At 56.9% G+C, this 20894-nt stretch carries 22 protein-coding genes; 13 read left to right on the forward strand and 9 right to left on the reverse strand.

The window, feature by feature from the left end; translation table 11 throughout:
• Positions 1 to 975, reverse strand: a 975-nt coding sequence (locus tag VN577_23155; GenBank protein HWR17747.1) for a chemotaxis protein CheB, incomplete at its 3' end; no start/stop codon positions are given.
• Positions 976 to 1194 (reverse strand): hypothetical protein, encoded by a 219-nt coding sequence (locus VN577_23160; GenBank protein HWR17748.1) that lies wholly within the window; start codon positions 1192 to 1194, stop codon positions 976 to 978. It lies immediately after the preceding gene.
• Between the two features lie 179 nt (positions 1195 to 1373).
• Between VN577_23160 and VN577_23165 the strand changes: the two genes are divergently transcribed.
• From VN577_23165 to VN577_23195, 7 genes are all read left to right on the forward strand, one after another.
• A complete protein-coding gene (locus VN577_23165; GenBank protein ID HWR17749.1) occupies positions 1374 to 1769 on the forward strand; it encodes a hypothetical protein in 396 nt (131 codons plus the stop codon).
• Positions 1770 to 2045: 276 nt separating this feature from the next.
• Positions 2046 to 3767, forward strand: a complete 1722-nt coding sequence (gene pilB, locus VN577_23170; protein HWR17750.1) for a type IV-A pilus assembly ATPase PilB — start codon at positions 2046 to 2048, stop codon at positions 3765 to 3767.
• Between the two features lie 21 nt (positions 3768 to 3788).
• Positions 3789 to 4898, forward strand: a complete 1110-nt coding sequence (locus VN577_23175; protein ID HWR17751.1) for a type IV pilus twitching motility protein PilT — start codon at positions 3789 to 3791, stop codon at positions 4896 to 4898.
• Positions 4899 to 4925: 27 nt separating this feature from the next.
• Positions 4926 to 6134 (forward strand): type II secretion system F family protein, encoded by a 1209-nt coding sequence (locus tag VN577_23180; protein ID HWR17752.1) that lies wholly within the window; start codon positions 4926 to 4928, stop codon positions 6132 to 6134.
• Between the two features lie 6 nt (positions 6135 to 6140).
• A complete protein-coding gene (locus VN577_23185; GenBank protein HWR17753.1) occupies positions 6141 to 7889 on the forward strand; it encodes an ATP-binding protein in 1749 nt (582 codons plus the stop codon).
• Positions 7882 to 9261, forward strand: a complete 1380-nt coding sequence (locus VN577_23190; GenBank protein HWR17754.1) for a sigma-54 dependent transcriptional regulator — start codon at positions 7882 to 7884, stop codon at positions 9259 to 9261. The genes VN577_23185 and VN577_23190 overlap by 8 nt, the downstream gene beginning before the upstream one ends.
• A 2-nt stretch (positions 9262 to 9263) precedes the next feature.
• Positions 9264 to 9719, forward strand: a complete 456-nt coding sequence (locus VN577_23195) for a DUF3592 domain-containing protein (protein ID HWR17755.1) — start codon at positions 9264 to 9266, stop codon at positions 9717 to 9719.
• On the opposite strand, the gene VN577_23200 is transcribed toward VN577_23195, so the two are convergent.
• Positions 9720 to 10061 (reverse strand): tetratricopeptide repeat protein, encoded by a 342-nt coding sequence (locus VN577_23200; protein ID HWR17756.1) that lies wholly within the window; start codon positions 10059 to 10061, stop codon positions 9720 to 9722. It abuts the gene before it with no gap.
• A gap of 230 nt (positions 10062 to 10291) precedes the next feature.
• Between VN577_23200 and VN577_23205 the strand changes: the two genes are divergently transcribed.
• The 3 genes from VN577_23205 to VN577_23215 all read left to right on the forward strand — a co-directional run bounded on the left by VN577_23205 (position 10292) and on the right by VN577_23215 (position 11627).
• Positions 10292 to 10750, forward strand: a complete 459-nt coding sequence (locus tag VN577_23205; GenBank protein HWR17757.1) for a transposase — start codon at positions 10292 to 10294, stop codon at positions 10748 to 10750.
• 83 nt (positions 10751 to 10833) lie between these two features.
• Positions 10834 to 11070, forward strand: coding sequence for a hypothetical protein (locus VN577_23210; protein ID HWR17758.1), 237 nt, complete (start codon positions 10834 to 10836; stop codon positions 11068 to 11070).
• Between the two features lie 8 nt (positions 11071 to 11078).
• Positions 11079 to 11627 (forward strand): hypothetical protein, encoded by a 549-nt coding sequence (locus VN577_23215; protein ID HWR17759.1) that lies wholly within the window; start codon positions 11079 to 11081, stop codon positions 11625 to 11627.
• On the opposite strand, the gene VN577_23220 is transcribed toward VN577_23215, so the two are convergent.
• The 4 genes from VN577_23220 to VN577_23235 form a co-directional block, all read right to left on the reverse strand.
• A complete protein-coding gene (locus VN577_23220; GenBank protein ID HWR17760.1) occupies positions 11628 to 12461 on the reverse strand; it encodes an SAM-dependent chlorinase/fluorinase in 834 nt (277 codons plus the stop codon). It lies immediately after the preceding gene.
• 142 nt (positions 12462 to 12603) lie between these two features.
• Positions 12604 to 13602, reverse strand: a complete 999-nt coding sequence (locus VN577_23225) for a DUF4097 family beta strand repeat-containing protein (GenBank protein HWR17761.1) — start codon at positions 13600 to 13602, stop codon at positions 12604 to 12606.
• A gap of 115 nt (positions 13603 to 13717) precedes the next feature.
• Positions 13718 to 14926 carry an efflux RND transporter periplasmic adaptor subunit gene (locus VN577_23230; protein HWR17762.1) on the reverse strand — a complete coding sequence of 403 codons (1209 nt, stop codon included), beginning with the start codon at positions 14924 to 14926 and terminating at the stop codon, positions 13718 to 13720.
• A gap of 246 nt (positions 14927 to 15172) precedes the next feature.
• Positions 15173 to 16858, reverse strand: coding sequence for a hypothetical protein (locus tag VN577_23235; GenBank protein HWR17763.1), 1686 nt, complete (start codon positions 16856 to 16858; stop codon positions 15173 to 15175).
• 68 nt (positions 16859 to 16926) lie between these two features.
• Here VN577_23235 and VN577_23240 point away from each other — a divergent pair, with 68 nt between their 5' ends.
• The 3 genes from VN577_23240 to tatA all read left to right on the forward strand — a co-directional run bounded on the left by VN577_23240 (position 16927) and on the right by tatA (position 19468).
• Positions 16927 to 18291 carry a hemolysin family protein gene (locus VN577_23240; GenBank protein ID HWR17764.1) on the forward strand — a complete coding sequence of 455 codons (1365 nt, stop codon included), beginning with the start codon at positions 16927 to 16929 and terminating at the stop codon, positions 18289 to 18291.
• Between the two features lie 6 nt (positions 18292 to 18297).
• Positions 18298 to 19215 (forward strand): nickel ABC transporter permease, encoded by a 918-nt coding sequence (gene nikB / locus VN577_23245; protein ID HWR17765.1) that lies wholly within the window; start codon positions 18298 to 18300, stop codon positions 19213 to 19215.
• A gap of 76 nt (positions 19216 to 19291) precedes the next feature.
• Entirely contained in the window at positions 19292 to 19468 is a 177-nt protein-coding gene (gene tatA, locus VN577_23250) for a twin-arginine translocase TatA/TatE family subunit (protein HWR17766.1), read from the forward strand.
• Here tatA and gluQRS read toward each other — a convergent pair whose 3' ends face one another.
• Complete coding sequence (gene gluQRS / locus VN577_23255) at positions 19469 to 20317, reverse strand: tRNA glutamyl-Q(34) synthetase GluQRS (GenBank protein ID HWR17767.1); 849 nt, start codon at positions 20315 to 20317, stop codon at positions 19469 to 19471.
• Entirely contained in the window at positions 20296 to 20838 is a 543-nt protein-coding gene (locus VN577_23260; GenBank protein ID HWR17768.1) for a GNAT family N-acetyltransferase, read from the reverse strand. The genes gluQRS and VN577_23260 overlap by 22 nt, the downstream gene beginning before the upstream one ends.
• Positions 20839 to 20894: the final 56 nt, after the last annotated feature.

Raw genomic sequence — 20894 nt, forward strand, 5'->3', positions numbered from 1 at the left:
GGGTTGGGGTTCCTGGCGCATGCCCCTGGTCAACAGTTCACGCAAAACCATGGCGTTGCGGCGAGACTCTTCGCTTCTATTCGCATATAGCTGATGGGCGTGGTGTCTGCCGGATTTTCGGGAGCGGGACGCCATCCGGTGCGACAGTTCGGCATTCTCTTCCAAAACGCGTAAAGCGGCCCAGAGTGCTCGCTCGACATCGAGAGACTGATCCTGGAGCATGGTGTCGGCCGTGAAAGCATGGCCTACGCGGCAACGGAACCTCAGCGTCCCACCCTCATCTGCTTCCCACAGAGTGCCGTGGCATTCGGGACAAGTAAAGACCGAGGTATTTCCGGCGTGTTCATTGTTCGTCGCCATGGGTGTTTCCTGTTCAAGTGACGAGACGGGCATTGGCTCGGTGGCAATGCTAACCATCAATGTCGCCAATTCCCGTATTGGGACAATGTGATCGGGCTGCACTCGTTCGAGTGCATTGCGTGGCATATCGGGAACAATCGCGTCGTCGGGATCCTGAACGACGGTGATACCACCGGCTTCCTTGATGGACCACAGGCCGATGCTTCCATCGTCGAGGTACCCGCTGAGAACGATTCCGGCCGCGGCAGATCCGTATTCGCGGGCTGCACTCCGGAAGAGCGGGTCAATGGCAGGACGATGACGGTTCTCAACGGGTCCGGTCACAAGGCGGATATGCCCATCCCGCACGGTCAGGTGGTAGTTGGGGGGTGCGACGTAGACAGTTCCAGGCTTCATGTGAACACCGTCGGTTGCAGGCCTGACGACCAGTTTGCTGTCGCGCTGAAACACATAACTAAGCTGCCCGGGGGAGTCCAGTGGCGTATGGATAACGACGAGAATGGGACTGGGGAAGCTACGCGGCAAGGCACTCAGAAGTTGACGGAGCGCTTCGATAGCTCCTGCGGAACCGCCTATTACAAACAACCGGTCATTCGGGGACCCGTTCCTGGGCACTTACACCTCACGCTTTTGGCGCTGCTTTCTATCGTGGGCCGCTTCTTCACGAATCGATTTGGCTCGGAGGTGAGCATCCTGAGCGTCCAGGTGAGCTTGATCGACGCCGGCATGCAACTTCTCCACTTTTTGGTGAAGTTCACGAGCCTTCTTCTCCAAGGCCTCAGCTTGTTGCGCCACGTCTAGCCGTGCCGGTGGGGTGTTTGGCTTCTTAGGCATCGGAGGTTTGGATGCCCGGGGCGAACAGCCAGAGGTCTTATGGCCTATACGGCTGCCGTACACACAAAATCGGCATCTATATTTGGGCAGAGGCCAGCGTTGTCTCCGGTAGAGAACAGGTATACAGTTTGCGTAACGGTCGAAGATCACCAGCTACACGCGTCATGCAGGAAAATCAAATGAGCACCGGACAGGTTCTTACATCGTGGAAAGAGATTGCCTCTTACATGGGAAAAGGTGTCAGGACTGTGCAAAGGTGGGAGCAAGAACTTGGACTTCCCGTCCGCCGACCCGGTGAGGACCGGCACATTGTTCTGGCCTTTCCTGCGGAACTGGAGCAATGGGCTCGTCGGAATCGCGACTCTGAATCGAAGACGGCGAGTTCCGGAAACGGAAATGGGCATCATCCGCACGCCGCGTCGCATGCGAACGTACGCCGGATGAGAGAACTTGTGCAAGTTACCCTGCAACAGACTCGAATGACCCAGCAGAAGGTGGCGGAAGTTCTGAAGAAATGTGAGAAGGCGTCTCAATTGCGCCGAGTCCCACCAACTGAAATCGCAAAAGAGTATTGAGATTTCAGTCGAATCAACAGAACCGAAGAGGCCCGAGAAGGTCTAGCGAGAGACGGGCCGAGGCTTCTGAGCCAGGACGGCAAGAGGAATACATTACCCTCGGGAGCGTCCTTATGGTTACTAACCTAGCAACTTTCCCGATTGACAATTTGTGTCACTCCTAAATAATTCTGCTACTCGCGAAATTTGTGTGTCTGTGCGCGACTAAGAGGGGTGTCTCTACACCTCTGGGCGGACGCCAATAGCAGTTTTTGTCGGTACGGGGAGCCTAAAGGGATGTCACAACGGCTGGGAGATCTTCTAGTACGCGAGAAGGTCATCACCTCTGAGCAGTTGGATTCTGCGCTAAAAGCCCAGAAAGATACGGGCGGCCGCTTAGGCTCTATCCTGGTAAAACTAGGGTTTCTTTCTGACGAAGACGTAACGAATTTCCTTTCACGCCAGTACGGCGTTCCCGCAATCAACCTGAACTATTTCGAGATCGACCCAGCGGTGGTAAAGCTGGTACCGCACGAAACCGCAAAGCGGTACCAGATTCTGCCGCTGAGCCGCGTGGGTGCGTCGCTGACGATCGCCATGGTGGATCCGACGAACGTGTTCGCCATGGACGATATCAAGTTCATGACCGGCTTCAACATCGAGCCGGTAGTCGCGTCGGAAACGTCGATCCTCGAGGGCATCGAAAAGGCCTACTCCGGTCCGTCGCAGCCTGAGGAAGATCTGGAAACGGTAATGTCGTCGTTAACCGACATCGCCGACAGCGACGTGGAATTGCAGGCGGAGGAGTCCGAAGCCGCGCTCGCAGAGCTGGAAAAGGCGGCCGAAGAAGCGCCGATTGTGAAGCTGGTGAACATGGTACTCACCGACGCGGTGAAGCGCGGAGCCAGCGATATTCACATCGAGCCGTACGAAAAAGATTTCCGCGTCCGCTTCCGCATTGACGGCGTGCTGCAGACGATCATGAATCCGCCGGCGAAGCTGAAGGACGCCATCACCTCACGTATCAAGATCATGTCGAAGCTGGACATCAGCGAAAAGCGCCTGCCGCAAGACGGACGCATCATGCTGAAAGTCAACGTGGGGGGGAAGAAGAAACAGCTCGACTATCGCGTGAGCACCCTACCGACGTTGTTCGGCGAAAAGATTGTTCTTCGTCTGCTGGATAAAGAAAACCTGCGGCTGGACATGACGAAGCTCGGCTTCGAGAGCGAGTCGCTGGAGAAGTTCTCGCGCGCCATCCTGAAGCCATACGGCATGGTGCTGGTAACGGGGCCGACAGGATCCGGCAAAACGAATACGCTGTACTCATCGATTTCGCAGCTCAACAAGCCCGACACCAACATCATGACGGCCGAGGATCCGGTCGAGTTCCAGTTGGCGGGCGTGAACCAGGTCCAAATGAAGGAATCGATCGGGTTGAACTTCGCCGCGGCACTAAGGTCATTCCTGCGGCAGGACCCGAACATCATCCTGGTGGGCGAAATCCGAGACTTTGAAACGGCTGAAATTGCTATTAAGGCCGCATTGACGGGCCACCTGGTGCTTTCAACCCTGCACACCAACGGCGCTCCCGAAACCATCAGCCGCTTGATGAACATGGGTATTGAACCGTTCCTGGTGGCGACCGCCGTTCACTTGATTTGTGCGCAACGTCTGGTGCGTCGCGTTTGCGCGAACTGCGCGGAGGAACTGGACCTCCCAGTGCAAGCGCTGCTTGATGCCGGATTCACTGCAGAAGAGGCGAAGACCTTCAAGCCGAAAAAGGGCAAGGGTTGCGGAACCTGCAATAACACGGGCTATAAGGGACGCGCGGGACTCTACGAGGTGATGGAGATCGACGACGACATCCGTGAGCTGATTCTTGTGGGTGCGTCCGCCTTGGAACTGAAAAAGAAAGCTATCGAACGAGGCATGCTTACACTCCGCCGGAGCGGCTTGGTTAAGGTGATGCAAGGCGTCACGACACTGGAAGAAGTCGCTCGCGAGACGGTGCATTGAGATTGAGGAGAGGACGACAGAATGGCTGCTAGTTTGAGCGACCTGCTCAAGAAAATGGTGGAGATGGGCGGCAGCGATCTCCACATTACTACGAATACACCGCCGCAGATTCGCCTGCACGGACACCTGCAGCCTTTGGATTTGCCACCGCTTGCGGCCGCTGAAACCAAGGCTCTGGCGTATAGCGTGATGACCGACGCCCAGAAGCACCGCTTCGAAGAAGATCTGGAACTCGACTTTTCATTTGGACTGAAAGGACTGGCCCGATTCCGCGCCAACGTATTCAACCAGCGCGGCGCGTCGGCGGCTGTGTTCCGCGTTATTCCTTACGAGATCAAGTCGTTTGCGCAATTAAATCTTCCTCCCGTGGTTTCGAAGCTGTGCGACAAGCCGAGGGGATTGATTCTCGTGACCGGGCCAACCGGTTCCGGTAAGTCCACCACGCTGGCCGCCATGCTCGACAAGATCAACAGCGAACGGCATGAGCACATGCTGACGATCGAGGATCCGATCGAGTTCGTGCATCAGCACAAGAACTGCCTGGTAAACCAGCGCGAAGTCCATGCGGATACAAAATCGTTCTCAAACGCGCTGCGTGCCGCTCTTCGTGAAGATCCTGACGTGGTGCTGATCGGCGAAATGCGCGATCTGGAGACGATTGAATCGGCCCTGCGCATTGCGGAAACGGGCCACCTCACTTTCGGAACGTTGCACACGAATTCAGCATCGTCGACCATCAACCGCATCATCGACGTTTTTCCGGCACACCAGCAGCCGCAAATCCGTGCGCAGCTCTCCATGGTTTTGGAAGGAATTCTTTGCCAGGCGCTGCTGCCGAAGGTCGGCGGACAGGGCCGCGTGATGTCGATGGAAATCTTGATTCCGAATGCCGCCGTGCGAAACCTGATTCGCGAAGACAAGATCCACCAGATCTATTCGGCGATGCAGTCGGGGCAGGACAAGTACGGAATGCAGACGTTCAACCAGTCGCTTGCGACATTGTATTTCCAGAAGCAGATCACGCTGGAAACTGCATTGCAGCGCTCGTCCTCACCGGACGAATTACAGGAAATGATCAACCGCGGCGCCGGTCTTAACAAGACGAGCGCGGCGGCTCCAGGCAAGAGATAACGAGTTCGGCACCGAACGAGGTGGCTTATGCCAGTTTTCACATTCACGGCGAAAGACGCAGGCGGCAAGAAAGTCGCGGGCGAACGCGTCGCCGAAAACAAGCAGGTATTGCAGGGGCAATTGCGCCGCGAGCGCCTGAGCGAGTTCACGATCAAGGAAAAGGGCAAGGAATTCGCACTGCCCACGTTCGGCTCGGGCAAGGTGCCGGTGAAGGATATTGCCATCTTCTTTCGGCAATTCTCGGTGATGATCGATGCCGGCCTGCCGCTGGTGCAATGTCTTGAGATTCTCGCGGCGAACCAGGAAAACGTGGCGTTCCAAAAAGCACTCACGCGCGTCCGGACCACGGTGGAAGGCGGCGCCACGCTGGCCAACGCCATGCGCGGAGAGCCGAAGGTCTTCGATGACCTGACGACAAACATGATCGAAGCCGGTGAAACCGGCGGTATTCTCGACACCATTCTTCAGCGCCTGGCCACCTACGTAGAAAAGGCCGTGAAGTTGAAAGCAGCGGTGAAGTCGGCGTTGATCTACCCGGTATCGGTTATCAGCATCGCCGTCATCATCGTCGGCTGCCTGCTGAAGTTCGTGGTGCCGATCTTCATCAACCTGTTCGCCAGCTTGCAGGTCGACCTCCCGCTGCCGACTCGAATTGTTATCGGCCTCAGCAACCTCGTCAGCAATTTCTGGTACGTGCCGATCGGATTGATCGTCGGTTTAGTCATTGTCGTCAAGCAGATGAAGAAGAATCCCAAGGGCCGCCTGGCGTGGGATTCGATGATGCTGAAGCTGCCGGTTTTCGGCATGGTGCTTCGCAAGATCGCCGTCGCTCGTTTCAGCCGTACCCTCGGTACGCTGCTCACTTCGGGCGTCTCAATCCTTGAAGCGCTGACGATTACGGCAAAGACATCTGGGAACGCCGTTCTGGAGCACGCGCTGTTCAAGGTACGCAAGGCGATCGAAGAAGGCCGGACCATCGTGGATCCGCTGAAGGAAAGCGGCGTGTTCCCGAATATGGTGACGCAGATGATCGGCGTCGGCGAAGCGACCGGCGCCATGGATGCCATGCTGCAGAAGATCGCCGACTTCTACGAAGACGAAGTGGACGCTGCCACCAAGAACATGCTGACGTTGCTCGAACCGATCATGATCGCGTTCCTTGGTACCGCCGTCGGTGGCATTGTGATTTCGCTTTACATGCCGCTGTTCTCGATGATCGCAAAACTCTCCGGATAATAGGTAGTGAGCAGAGGAACTACAGATACGACCGGACCTGGACGCGTTGGCGTCCAGGTATCTTCCGGCAACTTCAATGACCGCGCTTGGTTGGCGTGGCTCATCAAAGTCCGAATCATCATCATCACGTTCCTGCTGGGAATCGAGTTAGCGATTACCAGCCTGGTCCCGACTGGCGTCGACAAGACGGCATTCGTGGCGGTGGTGGCGCTCTGCTACACGCTTGCCATGTTCTACGCCGTGCTGCTCTGGGTGTGGCATGAAGTACGGTTGCAGCCCAAAGTGCAGGTGCTCACGGACCTGGGGATGGCCACCGCCCTGGTGTACGTTACTGGCGGAATCGATAGTTCCTTCAATTTTCTTTTTCCGCTGATCATCATCATCGGCAGCATCCTGCTGACTCGTTCGTGGGCATATATGGTCGCCGCGTTGGCGTTCATCTTCCACGGCGCCATGCTGGAGTTGTCGTACTTTGAGGTAATCAAGTCATACTCGCTGCTGAAACCGGACTTGCGTTCCCTTCAGGCGAGCATCCTGTTGAACTTCGTTGCGTATCTTGCGATTGCTTACCTTGCGAGCCGCCTGAGCACGAAGCTGCGACAGGTGGACGTTGAACTAAAAGACAAAAGTGGCGAACTCGAGGATTTGCAGGCACTGCACGAGAACATCGTGCAATCGATCAATACCGGCCTGGTCACGACGAACCTTGATGGACGGATTCGCGTGGTGAATGCAGCGGCGGAGAGTTTGCTGGGCAAATCGGCGGAAGAATTGATTGGGGTTCCGGTAGCGCAGTTGTTCCTGGATCGGCTGCCGGCTCCCGGTTCGAGCATGACCCACGGCGAAGTACGCCTGCAATGTGAAACCGGTCCCCGAAGGCAGAAGACGTTTGCCATTACGGCAGCGGTCCTGAATTCGCCACACAGCGGTCCCGATGGTTATGTCTATATGTTCGAGGACCTCACAGAGATACGACGCTTGGAGCGCGAAGTGCGTCTGCGTGACAGGCTGTCAGCTGTAGGACGCATGGCTGCCGGAATCGCGCACGAGATCCGCAATCCATTGTCTTCCATTGCGGGATCGGTGAAGGTTCTCTCCGAAGTCGCTGCGCTCGACGATGAGCAAAAGGTGCTCGTCAATATCGTAAATCGCGAGTCGGAGCGGCTCAACGCCATCATCTCCGATTTTCTGATGTACACGCGAGAGAAGCAGTACGAGTTCGCTCACGTGGATCTCGTTCCGGTGCTGGACGAGACGCTGGTGTTGCTCGAAAACAGCCAGGCCGCGAACGATGCTTCAGGCAAAATCAATATCGTTCGCGATTTCAGAACTCAGCGCGCGGTGACGGTCGCCGACCGCGACCGGTTGAAACAGGTCTTCTGGAATATCTGCGACAACGCCATGCGCGCGATGGCGGACGGCGGCACGCTAACTGTGTCGCTAAAGGAAGTAGAAGAAGCGAATTGGCTGATCTCTTTTGCCGACACAGGCAAAGGAATGGTGGGTTCGCAAATCGAAAAGATGTTCGAGCCGTTCCAGTCGGATTTTGCCGGCGGCACCGGGCTGGGACTCGCAATCGTCTACCAGATCATTCAGGCGCACGACGGCAAGATTTCCGTGCGTTCGGCTCCCGGCGAGGGCGCCGAGTTCATCATCCGGCTGAAGCGTTCGGCCGAGCCGGTTATCGAAGAAGCGCCGGAGGTGGCAATTCCGGCGGCTGCTTCTGTGGGTTCAGGGAAGGTACACCATGGGTAACATCCTGGTCTGCGATGACGAGCGCTCGATTTGCGAGATGCTGGAGATCTCGCTGCGCAAGGAAGGTCATCGGGTAGAGACCGTAATGTCGGGAGAAGCGGCGAAGAAGAAGATCGATTCGGCGCTGTTCGACGTCGTGATCACCGACATTCGTATGCCGAACATCAATGGCATCGAAGTGCTGCGACACGCTCACAATGTGTCGCCAGATACATCCGTCATCCTGATCACAGCCGTCGATGATATGCAGGCCGCGGTGGACGCCGTAAAAGCCGGCGGAGCCTACGACTATATCCGCAAGGGCCCCGGGCTGCTCGAGGACGTGAAGGTTTCGTTAAAGCAGGCGGTTACAGCACAAAACCTGCAGCGGCAGAACATTGCGTTGCGTCGCGACGCAGCGGGACGGAATTCGCTGGATAACATCGTGGGCGTCAGCGCCGCGATGGAGAAGCTAAAGGCGACGGTCCGCACCGTTGCAACGACGGCGAGCACGGTTCTGATTCATGGTGAAAGCGGCACTGGTAAGGAACTTGTCGCGCGCGCAGTGCATGCATGCTCGTTGCGTGCGGCAGAGCCGTTTGTTTCCATCAACTGCGGCGCGTTCCCGGAAACCCTCCTTGAAAGCGAACTGTTTGGATATGTGAAAGGAGCCTTCACCGGCGCGAACACGAACAAGAACGGCCTGTTCGAAGTCGCCAATGGCGGCACGATCTTCCTCGACGAAATCAGCGAGATGTCGTTGACCATGCAGGTAAAACTTCTGCGTGTGTTGCAGGAACGCTGCCTGCGTCCGGTAGGAGGAACGAATGAAATTGCAATTGATGTGCGTGTGATCGCCGCAACCAACAAGAGCCTCGACGACCTTGTGGCCGAGAACCAGTTTCGCGAAGACCTCTACTACCGGTTGAGCGTGATTCCCGTCGAAGTACCGCCGCTCCGCGACCGCCGCGAGGACATTCCGCTGCTGGCGAACCACTTCCTCAAGAAGTACGCTCCGGCGGCAGGGAAGACCATCCTGAAGATCGCGCCTGAAGCATTAAAGATGCTGTGCGCCTACGAGTGGCCGGGAAATGTCCGTCAGCTAGAGAACACCGTCGAACGAGCGGTAGCCCTGGAACAGACGGAGGAGTTGCATGTTGACCTTCCGTCAGAGCGTCCGAAGACGCGTGCGGCTGCCGCGGGAGTTGGCGGAGGTGTGATTCCAACGATCCCGACCGACGGCATCGATATGGAACGCTACGTGGCCGACCTGGAAAAGGGAATGATCCTGAATGCGCTGAAGCAGTCGAACGGCGTGCAGACCAAGGCGGCAGACTTATTGAAGTTGAGCTATCGCAGTTTTCGGCACCTGCTTAAAAAGTACGATATCTAGAAATGCCTGCAAGTAACACCCGATGGATCGGTTGGCTGGCGCTGTGGGTGATACTGGCCGTGGTTTTCGGCGCAGGCTTCGCCCGCGTGAACTGGACGCGCTACTACGCTTTGAGCCGCCGAGGTGTCAGCGCCGAGGCCCTTGTCGTCGCGAAGGAAGCTCACCAGGAAGTGCGATATCGTTTCAGCGTTGCGGGGCAGACCTTTGACCGGATCGGCCATCTGGGAACGGGTAATCCTCCGTATGCGAGTGTGGCCGTAGGGCAAACTATTAACGTGTACTATCTGCCCACAGATCCGAATGTCTCGTGCGCCGGATCGCCGGAGTCGTGGCTCAACCGTGAAACACGGCTGATTGTTCTGCTGGTGGCGTTCGCGCCGATATTCGTGGTGTTCACCATTCAGTGGTGGGTGAAACGCATGCAGGTGAAGTCTGCTGAAGAACTGCATCCTTCGTAGCTATTTGCTCTTCTTAAGCTGCTGCTTCCATCCCAATATCCTGGCCTTATTCGCCTCTTCTTCCGCTTCGGGGATCATGTTCTTTTTCTGGTACAGGATGGACAGGCTGGTGTGTGCGAGTACGTCATCCTTGTCGATCTCCGCGATGCGCCTGGCGGTGGCGATGGCGTCGTCGTATCGCTCCATGTCCTGATAAGCGCGGGCGAGACCGTGCATGGCCTCGGTAAAGGTGGGGTCGGCCTCAAGCGAACGGTTGTACTCGGCGACGGCTTCCTCGTGTTTGCCGTCGGCATAGAGGTCGAGCGCGGCGTAGTAGTGGTCTTCGGCAATATCTCGGGACATATTTTGGTAGTGCGGCATTTCACATGCCGCGTAACTCCGATTTTACCCGAAGTTTGTCCGGGATCTTGCGGGACGTGCACCGCTCCACCTCTTCATTGGCGATTGTCATGCAACAACTCCCAATATGGGATGTCAAATCCTTTCCTTTCCGAGATGAGAGAGCGAAGATCACAAACCCTGTATTGCCGTAGAGCTATTATCCGGAGGTGTTTGTCGGGACCAGTCACTTCGTGACCATTGATTCGTATAACAAAGCGTTCATCCTTCAATCGGATTGCATGGCCGGCCTCTTTGCGGATGTTCTTCAACGCTATCGGCACGAGCAGAAAATGCTGGTGCATGAGTTCGTCGTAATGCCAAACCACGTGCATGCCCTTTTGACGACTTGTGAGACTGTCGAGTTCGCGGTGAAAAGGATCAAGGGATGTTTCTCAACCCGTGCGATCAAGGAATTCCACTTTAAACAGAAGATTTGGCAACCGAGTTTTTATGAGCGGCGCGTTCGGGATTCGAATGCTTATAGCGCGTTTCGAACATACATTCGCGATAATCCTGTGCGCGCCCGACTCGTTGACGAGCCAGAGAAGTGGGGGTTTGGTTCTGCTTCTGGCCATTTCGAGATGGATCCGGCGCCCACCTGCTTTTCGCGACCAGAAGTGTCTATCCCGCGCGGAAGATCCGGCATGTAAAATGCCGGACTACCACGAGATGATAACCTGTTGAGCGGGATGTGAAATCCCGACGCGGGATGTGAAATCCCGCACTACGGACTATGTGGTATATCCTCCGCTTTCTGTGGAACGCAACCCGAGGGCATCACCTCACGCCGTGGCGCAGTCCTTACCTGCGCTGGCGTATCGAGACCTATTGTGGCGTCAAAATGGACAAGGTGGGATTCCTCGAGTTCTGGGGATTCCTGATACGCGAGCGGAAGGAACTCACACGATTCCTGAAGTGGACCGCGAAAATGGAGCGGTACGCACGTCCGAAACCGAAGAACCCGTTTTGAGATCACACGTGGCAACCAGGAAACATCGCACAGGGATTGTTGCCTGTGCGGTTTTGCTACTTTGTGTAATTGCCTCTTCCGCTCAGACCAAGCCGCGCATCGACTTCGACCGGCTGCTTGCGGATTTCCCCAACTTGCCGTGGGACTTTGAGATCCGCTACGTGGTTAAGGACGCCGGCAGCACCGACATGCTGCGGATTCATTACGACGGCCGTACCGACCTGGTGCGATGGAATTCGGCAAGTGCCGGATCTCTCGCACAAGTTTGTCGGTCGAAGATGTCGCGGAGCGATTTTCGAAAACTGCTCGATCTATTCCGCAAGAACAAGTTCAACGATCTGCCGACTGCGAGCGAGTCGCTGGTCACGGTGGCGCGAGGCACGCAGCGGATCGTCAGCGTGCGAGTTGGCCGGATGATCGTGCGGAAGATTGACCGTGGCGACCTGCAAAGCCCGGAACTGGAACAGCTCGAAACCGTGCTGGAGCAGCGAATCACGGCCATTACGGCCGATTCAAAAGCGACTTGCGAAATGGAAGCCGTTCCGGCGAAACCGTAGTTATTGTCCTGTTCCGGTTGCCCCTTTGGCTTCCATTACCAAGCCAACATCACTCCCTTTATCGGCACCGACAAGCCGGGCAGCGTGGCCGCGATTCGTGGCGACCTCAAGGAAACCCATGCTCCCGAGAATCGCAAACGTCTCTCCGGGTGTCCCTTGCGCATAGGCAGTCTTCATCTTGGTGATCTCGGCTTTGCCGATGATGATGCGGAAAGGCGGCGGTTCCGGTTGGAAGAGTTCGGGGAAATCCGCCGGACGGATGTTGGTGATCAGGTTGCCGAACTTGTCCACCTTCAGCACCACGCCCTTCATGGTGTTCGGCGCCATGCTTTTTGGTTTCGGCGCCGCAAAACGGACATAGTCGGTGATTTCCTCACCGAACGCGGATGAATCCACACCTTTGCTGAGGTATCCGGCAACCGCGGCGAAGATGTCGCGCCCGTGGAATGTCTGGCTGACCGGCTGAAGGAAATAATGGTCTGCGGCTATATGCCGTACCTGGAGGCGCTCGGCTTCCTGTTCGAACACAAACGAGAGCACTCCGTTATCAGGCGCAAGGAAGAAGTGCTTTTCCGTCCGGACCAGCAGCGGGCGTCGCGATGTTCCTACACCAGGATCAACGATCACCAGATGAATGGTATCCGTAGGGAAGTACTTGTAAGCCTGCGAAATCGCCAATGCGCCGTCGAGTACGTCGTACGACTGGACCGCGTTCGAGATATCTACGATGTGGGCTGACGGATTGATGTTCAGGATCACACCCTTCATCGTGCCGACGTAGTGGTCGGTGAGGCCGAAGTCGGTGGTGAACGTAACAATGCGCTCTTGAGCCAAGTATTCCTCGTTGGATCGCAGGATGCGTGCGAGGGAATTGTGCTATTTCAGCGCGCCGGTTGTCTATTACCCACTGGTACGCGAACCAGAGACAACAAAGGGCGGGTTTGCACCCGCCCCGAGAGGAGAAACACAGGCCTAACTACTCAATTCGGATGGAACCCGAACCGGTAACGGCTTCGAGAGTGGTACCACCGCCGCGTACCTTACCGCGTACTTCCCGCGGGTTTAGTTGTCCGCCTTCGACGGTTATCGGCGATCCGATGTTCACGCGTCCGGAATTAGTACGGGCATACAGGTCAAAGCCAGCATTGCCCCTGGTACGGATGTCGATCGCGCCGGAGCCACTGTGAAACTCCCAGTTACCCTTGGGCTCACCGTTGATCCTGATCCCGCCGCTCCCACAACGCGCGATAGCCGCGCCGGTGACATTGTCCAGGCTGATGCTGCCCGATCCCGACTCGGCGTCCACGTCTCCAGGTGCTGTCTGGCGAAACTCGATGCTGCCGCTTCCGGTGCGGATCCTTGCTCCGCCAGCGACGTCAAAGGCATCCACGCTGCCGCTGCCGGTCTGGATGTCAACGCGGCCATTGACCTTATCCATCTTCACGCTGCCCGAACCCGTCCGCGCCTCAACGTCTGCCCCGATGCCATTAACGACCAGCGAACCGGAACCGGAGCGGACTGTCACCGGGCCTTTCACCGATTCAATGAGTTGTGAACCCGAACCTGTGGAAGAGGAAAGCCGAGTATCTTCCGGAACAGTGATGTCATAAGTAATCGAGACGCCGTTGAAGGTGTCGTGAGGTTCAGGCTTATAGATTCGTATGGAGTTCCCATTCTGTTCGATGGGAGGGTTCTGCTCGATGTTCCTGATCTGGTCGTCGGTATCGGAGAACCAGGAGCGTGCCCGCACCTTTGCGTGAACCTCGACTTTATCCGCTGCTCCGCGCCGAATGGTGACGCTGCCGGAGCCATTTTCGAGACTCAACTGCACTGGTCCGTTGACCGTAAGTGAGCGGTCGAAAGCACCCTGTGACGATCCAGCGGCGAGAACGTTCGAATCGGCACCTTTTCCGATGAGGATGGCCGCACTGATGAGCACTACGATTGCGATGAGGATTTTGTCGCGTGTTGGCATTTTCCGTACCTCGAGTGAAACTCGGTCCCTCACCCACGCCCTGATGTGAGGAAGGGGTCTTCGCGCTGGAGGGACCGCAAAGACCCCATTGTGCTGCTCCCAAGGGGTGGGTTCGCTACTGCAGCACTACCTGGTCGCCCTGTTTCAAACCGCTGAGCACTTCAGCCTTCGCGCCGTTGGAGATGCCCAGGTTGACGGCGATCTTCTTCTTTCCTTCCTTGGCGTTCGGGTCAGGCTGTTCGACGAACGCCTTCTTGTCCTTGTCGTAGATCACTGCGCCTTCCGGAATCAGAAGGACGTTCTTGTGTTCTTCCATGATGATTTCAGCGTTCGCCGTCATCGCTGCCTTCAGTTCGCCGCCCGGGTTCGTGATCGAGACGCGAACTTCGAAGGTAGTGACATTGTCCTTCTCCACGCCCATCGGAGAGATCTTGTTCACCTTGCCGGTGAAGGTCTTGTCCTTGAAAGACTCGACTTTGATGCGCGCCGGCTGGCCAAGATAAACCTTGCCGATATCGCTCTCGTCGACTTTGCCCTTCACGTAGACTTCGCTGGTGTCGCCGATGGTCATGACCAGCGTGGCCGAGGAACCTAGCACAAGGATCGAGCTGACGGCATCGCCGACTTCCACGTCGCGTGAAAGAACCAGGCCGTCGATCGGTGCATAAATCGTGGTGTATCCAAGCTGTTCCTGGAGCTGCCGAAGCTGTGCGTGTGAACTCGCCACCTGGGCCGTGGCCTGTGCAATCTTGGCCTTCAGCACACCGAGTTGCGCGCGGGCAACGTTCTGCTTGTTCATAGCCAGCTCGTATCCCTTCTGGGCTTCATCGAGATTGGCCTGAGAGACGACCCCGTCACGAGCCATCTTCTGGGCGCGTTCATAAGCACGCTGGAGGAGAGGGACATCCGGTCCTTCCGCGTCAACCTTGGCGCGCTCGTAGTCGGCCTGGGTAGAACGGAGGCTCGCTTCGGAGGCCTCAACATTGGCCTTCTGGGAACGAACCTGTGCCTCGATCTCTTCCTTATCCAATTCGGCGAGCACCTGTCCCGCTTTCACGCGATCGCCGTAATCGACATGGAGCTTCTTGACGATACCGCTGGCTTTCGACTTGATCTCGACCTTGGTGATTGGTTCCACCTTGCCGGTGGCAACCACGCTCTTCGCGAGGTCTCCTTTTTCAACCTTTGCCAGCTTCGATGGGTCAATCTTCGTGCCGCCCGATTTCGCGGCAATCAGGACCCCCGCACCAAGCATCAGCACGACGACGACTGCTACTACCCATATCCATCTTTTCTTCTTTTTTTTACCGTTACCGTTTGCCACAATAGCCTCCTGCTTGGTGCTAGTCCTAAATACGCCGCCCCGTGCGATTTTGTTCCCGGAATATGAAAAAAGTTTGAGCCCCGGGACTCGTTTCCTTAGACCTCGGGAAGAAGAAAAGGAAAGCAGGGAAATTCATCCCAAATTGGACCTATCGAACTCTGGGCGGGTAACGCTTATTTTATGCGTCCCAATGTGAGATTTCATCCGCTGATTTGGCTGTTTTCCCTATTTGGGACTGCACTACTACTAAGGACGTAGAGCGGCTGTGGAAATTTGCTGGCGCAACTGCTGAGCCAGGTTTCTTTCGGCCAATGCCTCATCGGTACGGCCTGCACTCTCCAGCAGAGAGGCAAGCCCTGCGTGATAAACCGCACGATTCGCGTCGGCGGCGATCGCCTGGCGATACCAGCGTTCGGATTCCTCGGCGCGACCGAGTTTTTGACAAACGAGACCGAGATGGAACCACACGGCCGGCAACTGCAGTTGGCCTTTACCTGCTTCATTTGCGGCTCGCGTCAGGGCGGCGTAGGCCTCGTCGTAGTTACCAGCGGAGTATTCCTGAATGCCGAGCGCCTGCCAGATGTCGAATTCATGCGGAAAACGATCAGCGGCGTTAACGAGAATCTTTTTAGCTCTCGCAAGATCGCCTTGCTGACCATAGGCAACCGACAAAAGAAGATGGGAATACGGATTCGATGGGGCGCGTTCAACGGCCCTCTGCATGAGCGAGAGGTCACTGTCCCAGTAACGCGACTCGTAGAAGGAGCCAGTGGCAAAGATCGCGCAGAGGCATGCGGCTACAAGAACCTGCCACCTTGGAGGCAGTCTGCGCAGCACCCCTGCCAACCCGACTGCGACGGCGAAGGTCGGCAGATACAGGTAACGATCATGTGGCTGCACCAGCAAAATCATTGCAACGGGAGGCGCCAGAGTCAGGATGAACCATGCAAGGAGCATTACGCCTCGCGGCGACTTCCGGGCCCAAAGCCATGCCGCAATGCCCAGGAACGCCAGAGCTATCGCGGGCAGCAGCACCCAAACCACCGAGAAGCCGCGCACGATCATCCGCGGATAGATCATGCTCAAGTTGAATGGGAAGACCACGTGTCCGATGTACCAGAGCCAGGCGATAGGTTGCGTCCAGAGCGTGCTCGACAGCGACAGTCCGGGAAGCCCGTCGCCGACGCCTTTCATCACCTGCATGCGCGCCAGCCAAAAAGCGGCGAACACAATGAAGTAGGGAAGCACGACTCGTGTGGCCTTCCAGAGCCGCATCCGCCAGGATTCTTGCCGATGACTGGCGATCTCGAATATGCCGATGATGAAAGGCGCTACAAGCGCCTGCTCCTTGGTGAACAATGCGGCGAGAAAAGTAATGACGGAGGCAGAGCGCACAGCCCAAGATCCCGATTCGCGACCCTTCCAATAGAGAATGAAAGTCGCAAAAAAGAACGCGGCGAAAAGCGGCTCACCGCCTCCAGATACCCATGCCACGGCTTCGACCTTGGACGGATGCAGCGCAAACAGCGCCGCCGCGATAGCTGCCGCCAGCCGGTCTTGGAGCAACAATCGCGCGAGGACGTAAGCTTCCATCACCACTATTAAATGCAGGAGGATGGTTGCCATGTGATACCAGCCGGGAGCGCCGCCGGTGAGGTGATAAACGGCCGCAAGCCACACCGAGAACATTGGGCGGTAGAAGTTCGCCGGGGACGACAAGTCGCGAAAAGCCCAAAGCTGATGAGTGAAGTACTGGGGAATCAAGCGCCAGTCGTGCAACCAAGCGTTGAGCGAGATCTGATAGTGATCGTCATAGACGAAGTCGAATGCGACGGTGCGCACGTAAACCAGGAAAGTAATGATGAGAGCGGCACGGAGGAGCCATGAAGGCAGCTGGTGCGAAGTGGTTTCTTTTCCTGCGGATACGGGCATTACCGTTCTTATACCGCGACTTTCCGCGGCACTCCAGCGGAAACCGCTTTTGTTAGAATCCTCGGGACATGCTGGGATCAATCCTGCTGCGAGTTTTCGCCGTCCTTTTGCTCGTAGCAGCGAATGCGTTCTTCGTGGCGGCTGAGTTTGCGCTGGTTGGGATACGTAGCACACGCATCCACCAATTGATCGAGCAGGGACGGATCGGCGCCCGCACGGTCCAGAAGCTTCATGCACACCTGGATAGTGTCCTCAACGGCGTTCAGTTCGGCATCACGCTTACCAGCCTCGCTTTAGGCTGGATCGGCGAACCGGCCTTTGCCCACATTTTCGAAGGATGGCTCGGACGCACGCCTCTAGGCCAGGTGGCGTCGCACACGCTGGCGATCATCGTCGCGTTCACGATCATCACCTACCTGCACGTGATCCTCGGAGAAGTGGTACCCAAATCGCTGGCGCTTCAGCGAGCGGAACGAGTGGCCCTCGCCGTGGCCGGACCGATGGACTTCTTCATGACGCTCTCCAAACCGTTCCTGGCGATCATGACCAGATCGGCGGCGCTAGTGTTGAGGGCATTCGGCATTCGAAACGTCAGCGAAGGGCATCCCCATTCGCCGGAAGAACTGAAATTGATCGTGACCGGCGCACACCGCCTGGGCCTGATGCCGGAATACCAGGAAGAAATGGTGTTGCGTGCGCTGGACCTCAGCAACATCAGCGTGCGTGAGATCATGACTCCGCGAACGCGGATATTCTCGTTGCCCGCCGACATGACGCTGAAGGATGCCCTGACACCGGTTGTCGAAGAACAACACTCCCGCGTGCCGGTTTACGACCCGGTGCGGGGAAGCGAGTACATTGTTGGCCTGCTCTACAGCAAAGACATGAGCCGGTGGTCGCGGCTTCGGCTCACTTATGCCGAAACAGAAGACTGGGCCGCAAGACTCGATCGCATGCGGATCCGTGACATCATGCGCGACGTTCTGGTAGTACCGGAGACCAAGCCCATTACCGACCTGCTGATCGAGTTCAAGAAAAGCCGGCGGCATCTTGCGGTTGTGGTCGATGAGTTCGGCTCCACGGCAGGTGTGGTTACCGTGGAAGACGTTCTCGAACAGGTGGTGGGAGAAATCGAGGACGAATTCGACATTATTCCGCAGCCGTTGAGTCCGAGCGCAGTGATGGTGCTCGACGGTTCGCTGACCGTTCGTGATTTGGAGACGATGTACCAGCTTCCGCTGCCGAAAGACGAAGGGTTCGAAACTCTTGCGGGATTCATGCTCACGCAGTTGCAGAGGCTTCCCCGAAAAGGTGAGAGTCTCGAGTACGAAGGACGAACCTTCACTGTGGAAGAGATGGACGGGATGCGGATATCGAAGGTGAGAATCGAGACCGCTGCGAAACAAGAACCACAGGACGTCCAGACGGATTAGCTCCCGTTGCTTAAGACCATCACATCACGCCTGCTGTACACGTTGCCGGTTCTGTGGCTGGTTGTGTCTGTGGTATTCCTGCTCATACACCTTGTCCCCGGCGATCCAATTCAGCAGATGCTCGGAGAAGGCGCGGCTGCCACCGACATCGAAGCGGCACGTCATGCTTATGGACTCGATCAGCCCCTGTCGAAGCAGTACATCAATTATTGGAAAGGTGTAGTCCGGGGCGACCTCGGGCAGTCCATCCGCTTTAACCAGAATGTAGGGAAGATTATCGCGGAGCGGTATCCGTTCACGATGCGGCTCACGCTGGCGTCGTTATTGGTCGCTATTGTGCTGTCGATTCCCGCGGGAGTGCGTTCGGCACGACGGCGTAACCGATGGGACGATCGACTGCTTGGGTTCGTAAGCCTCCTCGGATTATCGTTCCCGAACTTTGCCCTCGGGCCTGTACTGATCCTGTTCTTCGCGATCTACCTTGGATGGCTGCCGGTTTCGGGATCGGGAACGATGGCACATCTTGTATTGCCGGCGATCACGATGGGCGGCGCGCTGGCGGCGATCCTTACCCGTATGGTTCGCACCGCCATGCTGGAAGAACTGAGCCAGGACTACATCCGCACCGCCCGCGCGAAGGGACTGCCGGAGCGGACTGTTGTGTACAAGCACGCGCTGCGCAATGCGATGATTCCGGTGCTCACCGTCATCGGACTGCAATTCGGTGCGCTGCTGGCCGGAGCGATCGTGACCGAGACAATCTTCTCGTGGCCGGGGATCGGGCGTCTGACGGTCCAGGCTATCTCCAACCGCGACTATTACCTGGTGCAGGGCTGCATTCTTGCCATCGGACTTACGTATATAGCGGTCAACCTGCTTACCGACGTTCTATACAGCGCAGTAAATCCGCGCATTCGACAATGAACTTTTTATAAATTTCCCACACAACTACTCACATCCAAGGGGGTTATGGAATTCGTTGGGTGGGAGGAGTGTAGATATGTTTGGGGAAATCGGGGTTCCGGAACTCTTATTGATTCTTGGAATCGCGTTGATATTGTTTGGACCCAAGAAACTGGGTGAGTTGGGGAAGGGCCTCGGAGAGGGAATCCGCAGTTTCAAGCAAGCCATTCGTGGCGATGAAAAGAAAGAAGAGCCCGCAAAGCCCGCGCAGTAATCACCGCCACATTCCACGCACTTGCTCAGGTGTCAGTCCGCGCAGGCGCAATTGCCGCAGGCTGAGCGCGTCGTGCCGTTTCGCCAACCGCACACCTTCTTCGTCAGTCAGAAGTTCGCAATGGTAGTAGTCCGGCGGTCTTAAGCCCAGGGCTTCAAACAGAAGGATCTGTCTTGCCGCGGACTTCAGTAGATCCATACCGCGAACCACCTCTGTAACCTGCATTGCCGCGTCGTCGGCGACAACCGCCAGTTGGTAAGCGGGTACGTCGTCGCGACGCCATACGACAAAGTCTCCAAAGTCCCGACCGGCAACGAATTCCTGTGGCCCTTGTCTGAGATCGTTGAAGTGAATAGTGCGGCCGTCAGGAACCTGAAAGCGCCAGTTCACTCCCGCCGGGGTTTTGGGATCCTTGTTCTTGTTGCCACGGCATTTGCCGGGATAGAGAGGCTCGTCGTTGGACTCGTGCGGTGCTTGCGCGACTTCCGCGAGTTCCTTGCGCGAACACGTGCAGGGGTAAATCCGGCCGTCTTCCAGCAGTTTGCGCCACACGGATAAATACCAGTCGCGGCGCTGGCTTTGCACATAAGGACCGAAGTCACCTCCGACGTCGGGGCCCTCCTGCCATTCGATCCCGAGCCAGCGCAGGTCCTCGATCATGGCGTCGGCGTATTCCGATTTTGAGCGTTGCGGGTCAATGTCTTCGTTCCGAAAGATAAGGATTCCGTTGTTAGCGCGGGCGCGTTCGTGGGCCGTCCAGAAAGTGCGGGCGTGCCCGAGGTGCATGTAGCCCGTTGGAGAAGGCGCAATGCGTCCTCGATAGCCGCTCAATGCGCGTCGCCTCGCCATTCGCGTGCCAGCAGAGCATACTCTTCGCTGTCGAGGAACTTGCCCCATCGGTGATAGACCTCGCGATGGCAGCCCTCATGCTGGAATCCGAGTTTGCGAAGGACATTCTCCGACGCCTTATTTCCGGAAAAGACACCAGCGAAGATGCGATTGATCTTCAACTCCTCAAAGCCGTAGCGAACCACTGTCCTGGCGGCTTCGGTTGCGTATCCCTTTCCCCAGTATGGATGTCCGATCCAGTAGCCCAGCTCCGCGCGTCGATGGTCAGGGTCGACGGTAAGTCCGATGCCCCCACAAAGTTTTAACGAGGCGGCTTCGTAGATTCCGAAATGGCAGCCGACGGGGTTGGAACGAACCTTGTCCAGGAAGGCACGTGCGTCGGCCTCAGTGTAAGGGTAGGGAACCCGCAGCGTATTTTCGACGACCTCCCAAGCGCCGAGCAGCGGCACCAATACCGGGATATCGCTCTCCTGTATCGGTCGTAACAGCAGTCGCTCAGTGCGCAATTGGACTTCGGGCATGAGTCAATTGTACCGATGGCCCTTTTGCCAGGCGCTGTTTCATCTATGAGGGCTCG

The organism is Terriglobales bacterium, from assembly GCA_035561515.1.
GTDB lineage: Bacteria > Acidobacteriota > Terriglobia > Terriglobales > Acidobacteriaceae > DATMXP01.

Excerpts from the sequence above, each read along its gene's own strand:
- VN577_23160 (HWR17748.1), bottom strand. The coding sequence starts at position 1,194 with ATGCCTAAGAAGCCAAACACCCCACCGGCACGGCTAGACGTGGCGCAA.
- VN577_23165 (HWR17749.1), top strand. The coding sequence starts at position 1,374 with ATGAGCACCGGACAGGTTCTTACATCGTGGAAAGAGATTGCCTCTTAC.
- pilB (HWR17750.1), top strand. The coding sequence starts at position 2,046 with ATGTCACAACGGCTGGGAGATCTTCTAGTACGCGAGAAGGTCATCACC.
- VN577_23175 (HWR17751.1), top strand. The coding sequence starts at position 3,789 with ATGGCTGCTAGTTTGAGCGACCTGCTCAAGAAAATGGTGGAGATGGGC.
- VN577_23180 (HWR17752.1), top strand. The coding sequence starts at position 4,926 with ATGCCAGTTTTCACATTCACGGCGAAAGACGCAGGCGGCAAGAAAGTC.
- VN577_23190 (HWR17754.1), top strand. The coding sequence starts at position 7,882 with ATGGGTAACATCCTGGTCTGCGATGACGAGCGCTCGATTTGCGAGATG.
- VN577_23195 (HWR17755.1), top strand. The coding sequence starts at position 9,264 with ATGCCTGCAAGTAACACCCGATGGATCGGTTGGCTGGCGCTGTGGGTG.
- VN577_23200 (HWR17756.1), bottom strand. The coding sequence starts at position 10,061 with ATGTCCCGAGATATTGCCGAAGACCACTACTACGCCGCGCTCGACCTC.
- VN577_23210 (HWR17758.1), top strand. The coding sequence starts at position 10,834 with ATGTGGTATATCCTCCGCTTTCTGTGGAACGCAACCCGAGGGCATCAC.
- VN577_23225 (HWR17761.1), bottom strand. The coding sequence starts at position 13,602 with ATGCCAACACGCGACAAAATCCTCATCGCAATCGTAGTGCTCATCAGT.
- VN577_23235 (HWR17763.1), bottom strand. The coding sequence starts at position 16,858 with ATGCCCGTATCCGCAGGAAAAGAAACCACTTCGCACCAGCTGCCTTCA.
- VN577_23240 (HWR17764.1), top strand. The coding sequence starts at position 16,927 with ATGCTGGGATCAATCCTGCTGCGAGTTTTCGCCGTCCTTTTGCTCGTA.
- tatA (HWR17766.1), top strand. The coding sequence starts at position 19,292 with ATGTTTGGGGAAATCGGGGTTCCGGAACTCTTATTGATTCTTGGAATC.
- gluQRS (HWR17767.1), bottom strand. The coding sequence starts at position 20,317 with ATGGCGAGGCGACGCGCATTGAGCGGCTATCGAGGACGCATTGCGCCT.
- VN577_23260 (HWR17768.1), bottom strand. The coding sequence starts at position 20,838 with ATGCCCGAAGTCCAATTGCGCACTGAGCGACTGCTGTTACGACCGATA.